General features: G+C 60.8%; 4 protein-coding genes. All 4 read left to right on the forward strand.

The genetic code is table 11. The features are described from left to right. A partial coding sequence (gene nuoC / locus ACIPIZ_RS29375) for an NADH-quinone oxidoreductase subunit C/D (RefSeq protein WP_401169006.1) occupies positions 1 to 1,327 on the forward strand: 1,327 nt, incomplete at its 5' end. Positions 1,328 to 1,329: 2 nt separating this feature from the next. Beyond that, the gene (gene nuoE / locus ACIPIZ_RS29380; RefSeq protein WP_007920186.1) at positions 1,330 to 1,827 is read left to right on the forward strand and encodes an NADH-quinone oxidoreductase subunit NuoE; all 498 of its coding nucleotides are present in this window, start codon (positions 1,330 to 1,332) and stop codon (positions 1,825 to 1,827) included. Next, the gene (gene nuoF, locus ACIPIZ_RS29385) at positions 1,824 to 3,179 is read left to right on the forward strand and encodes an NADH-quinone oxidoreductase subunit NuoF (protein WP_007920184.1); all 1,356 of its coding nucleotides are present in this window, start codon (positions 1,824 to 1,826) and stop codon (positions 3,177 to 3,179) included. The genes nuoE and nuoF overlap by 4 nt, the downstream gene beginning before the upstream one ends. A gap of 133 nt (positions 3,180 to 3,312) precedes the next feature. Continuing rightward, on the forward strand, positions 3,313 to 3,829 hold a 517-nt coding region (locus ACIPIZ_RS29390; RefSeq protein WP_401169009.1), incomplete at its 3' end, for a 2Fe-2S iron-sulfur cluster-binding protein.

The raw sequence follows: 3,829 nt of genomic DNA on the forward strand, positions 1-3,829 counted from the left end.
CATGATGCCGCCGACCTGGGAAGGTCACCCGCTGCGCAAGGACTTCCCGGCGCGTGCGACCGAATTCGATCCGTACAGCCTCAACCTCGCCAAGCAACAGCTTGAGGAAGAAGCCGCGCGCTTCCGTCCTGAAGACTGGGGCATGAAACGCTCCGGGACGAACGAGGACTACATGTTCCTCAACCTCGGCCCGAACCACCCTTCGGCGCACGGTGCGTTCCGCATCATTCTGCAACTGGACGGCGAAGAGATCGTCGACTGCGTACCGGACATCGGTTACCACCACCGTGGTGCCGAGAAGATGGCCGAGCGTCAGTCCTGGCACAGTTTCATCCCGTACACCGACCGTATCGATTACCTCGGCGGCGTGATGAACAACCTGCCGTACGTGCTCTCTGTCGAGAAGCTGGCCGGCATCAAGGTGCCCGAGAAGGTCGACGTCATCCGCATCATGATGGCCGAGTTCTTCCGGATCACCAGCCACCTGCTGTTCCTGGGTACTTACATCCAGGACGTTGGTGCGATGACGCCGGTGTTCTTCACCTTCACCGACCGCCAGAAGGCGTACACGGTGATCGAAGCCATTACCGGTTTCCGTCTGCACCCGGCCTGGTACCGCATCGGTGGCGTTGCCCACGACCTGCCGCGCGGTTGGGAAAAACTGGTGAAAGACTTCGTTGAATGGCTGCCAAAACGCCTCGACGAATACACCAAGGCTGCCCTGCAGAACAGCATCCTCAAGGGTCGTACCATCGGCGTCGCCCAGTACAACACCAAAGAAGCCCTGGAATGGGGCGTCACCGGTGCCGGCCTGCGTTCGACCGGTTGCGATTTCGACCTGCGTAAAGCGCGTCCGTACTCCGGCTACGAGAACTTCGAGTTCGAAGTACCGCTGGCCGCCAACGGCGATGCCTACGACCGCTGCATGGTTCGCGTCGAAGAGATGCGCCAGAGCATCAAGATCATCGACCAGTGCATGCGCAATATGCCGGAAGGCCCGTACAAGGCGGATCACCCGCTGACCACGCCGCCGCCGAAAGAGCGCACGCTGCAGCACATCGAAACCTTGATCACGCACTTCCTGCAAGTTTCGTGGGGCCCGGTGATGCCGGCCAACGAATCCTTCCAGATGATCGAAGCGACCAAGGGCATCAACAGTTATTACCTGACGAGCGACGGCGGCACCATGAGCTACCGTACCCGGATCCGCACTCCAAGCTTCCCGCATCTGCAACAGATCCCTTCGGTGATCAAAGGCAGCATGGTCGCGGACTTGATTGCGTACCTGGGTAGTATCGACTTCGTTATGGCCGACGTGGACCGCTAAGCATGAACAGCACGCTTATCCAGACAGACCGTTTCACCCTCAGTGAAACCGAGCGCTCGGCCATCGAGCACGAGCTGCATCACTACGAAGACCCGCGCGCGGCGTCGATCGAAGCCCTGAAGATCGTTCAGAAAGAACGCGGCTGGGTGCCGGATGGCGCCCTGTACGCGATCGGCGAGATTCTCGGCATCCCCGCCAGCGACGTTGAAGGTGTGGCGACGTTCTATAGCCAGATTTTCCGTCAGCCGGTTGGCCGTCACATCATTCGCGTCTGCGACAGCATGGTCTGCTACATCGGCGGCCACGAGTCGGTGGTCAGCGAAATCCAGAACAATCTGGGCATCGGCCTGGGTCAGACCACCACCGACGGTCGTTTCACCCTGCTGCCTGTCTGCTGCCTCGGCAACTGCGACAAGGCACCGGCGCTGATGATCGACGACGACACCTTTGGTGATGTGCAGCCTGCTGGCGTCGCCAAACTGCTCGAGGGCTACGTATGACCCTGACATCTTTCGGTCCTGCCAACCGCATTCAGCGTTCGGCCGAGACTCACCCGCTGACCTGGCGTCTGCGCGATGACGGCGAAGCCGTGTGGCTCGACGAGTACCAGGCCAAGAACGGTTACGCCGCTGCACGCAAAGCCTTCGCCGACATGGATCAGGACGCCATCGTCCAGACCGTGAAAGATGCAGGCTTGAAAGGTCGCGGCGGCGCAGGCTTCCCCACGGGCGTGAAGTGGGGCCTGATGCCCAAAGACGAATCCATCAACATCCGCTACCTGCTGTGCAACGCGGATGAAATGGAGCCGAACACCTGGAAAGACCGCATGCTGATGGAGCAACTGCCCCATCTGCTGATCGAAGGCATGCTGATCAGTGCCCGCGCGCTGAAAACCTACCGTGGCTATATCTTCCTGCGTGGCGAGTACACCACCGCCGCCAAGCACCTCAACCGTGCTGTGGAAGAAGCCAAGGCTGCGGGCCTGCTGGGTAAAAACATTCTCGGCAGCGGTTTCGATTTCGAGCTGTTCGTCCACACCGGCGCCGGGCGTTACATCTGCGGTGAAGAAACTGCACTGATCAACTCCCTCGAAGGCCGCCGCGCCAACCCGCGCTCCAAGCCGCCCTTCCCTGCCGCTGTTGGCGTGTGGGGCAAACCGACCTGCGTGAACAACGTGGAAACCCTGTGCAACGTGCCGGCGATCATTGCCGACGGCGTTGACTGGTACAAATCGTTGGCCCGCGAAGGCAGCGAAGACATGGGCACCAAGCTCATGGGCTTCTCCGGCAAAGTGAAAAACCCCGGCCTGTGGGAACTGCCATTCGGCGTCACCGGACGCGAGTTGTTCGAAGACTACGCCGGCGGCATGCGCGACGGTTTCAAACTCAAGGCCTGGCAGCCAGGTGGCGCCGGTACCGGCTTCCTCCTGCCAGAACACCTCGACGCGCAAATGTACGCCGGCGGCATCGCCAAAGTGGGCACCCGTATGGGTACCGGCCTGGCCATGGCGGTGGACGACAGCGTCAACATGGTCTCGTTGCTGCGCAACATGGAGCAGTTCTTTGCCCGTGAGTCGTGCGGTTTCTGCACCCCGTGCCGCGATGGTTTGCCATGGAGCGTCAAGCTGCTGATGGCCATCGAACAAGGCCGCGGTCAGCCAGGCGACATCGAGACCCTGCTGGGTCTGGTCAACTTCCTCGGCCCGGGCAAGACCTTCTGTGCTCACGCACCGGGTGCCGTGGAACCGTTGGGCAGTGCCATCAAATACTTCCGTCCAGAGTTCGAAGCCGGTATCGCGCCAGTCAGCGCCGCCGTCCCGCCTCTGGCAAGGCCGATCGTAATCGGCGCGTAAACGCTTAACAGGTGAAGGGCCTGGGCCTTTCACCTCCTGCGATGACGCCTTTCGAGGCTGGTTTGATTCGCACGGATAACAAGATTCCATTAGCCACGCCCGCTGACACCGGGCCAACGAAGACCTTTGAACCATGGCCACTATCCACGTAGACGGCAAAGCGCTCGAAGTCGACGGGGCAGACAACCTGTTACAGGCATGTCTGTCGCTGGGCCTCGACATTCCATATTTCTGCTGGCACCCCGCGCTCGGTAGCGTCGGGGCTTGCCGCCAGTGTGCGGTCAAGCAGTACACCGACGAGAACGACACCCGTGGTCGCATCGTCATGTCCTGCATGACCCCTGCCACCGACAACACCTGGATCTCCATCGAAGATGAAGAATCCAAGGCGTTCCGCGCCAGTGTTGTCGAATGGCTGATGACCAACCACCCGCACGACTGCCCTGTGTGCGAAGAAGGCGGTCATTGCCACCTGCAAGACATGACCGTGATGACCGGCCACAACGAGCGCCGTTATCGCTTCACCAAACGCACCCACCAGAACCAGCAACTGGGCCCGTTCATTTCCCACGAAATGAACCGCTGCATCGCTTGCTACCGCTGCGTGCGTTTCTACAAGGATTACGCTGGCGGCACCGACCTCGGTGTGG

This window comes from Pseudomonas sp. NPDC087690, from assembly GCF_044743175.1.
In the GTDB taxonomy this organism is placed as follows: Bacteria; Pseudomonadota; Gammaproteobacteria; order Pseudomonadales; family Pseudomonadaceae; genus Aquipseudomonas.

Excerpts from the sequence above, each read along its gene's own strand:
- nuoE (WP_007920186.1), top strand. The coding sequence starts at position 1,330 with ATGAACAGCACGCTTATCCAGACAGACCGTTTCACCCTCAGTGAAACC.
- nuoF (WP_007920184.1), top strand. The coding sequence starts at position 1,824 with ATGACCCTGACATCTTTCGGTCCTGCCAACCGCATTCAGCGTTCGGCC.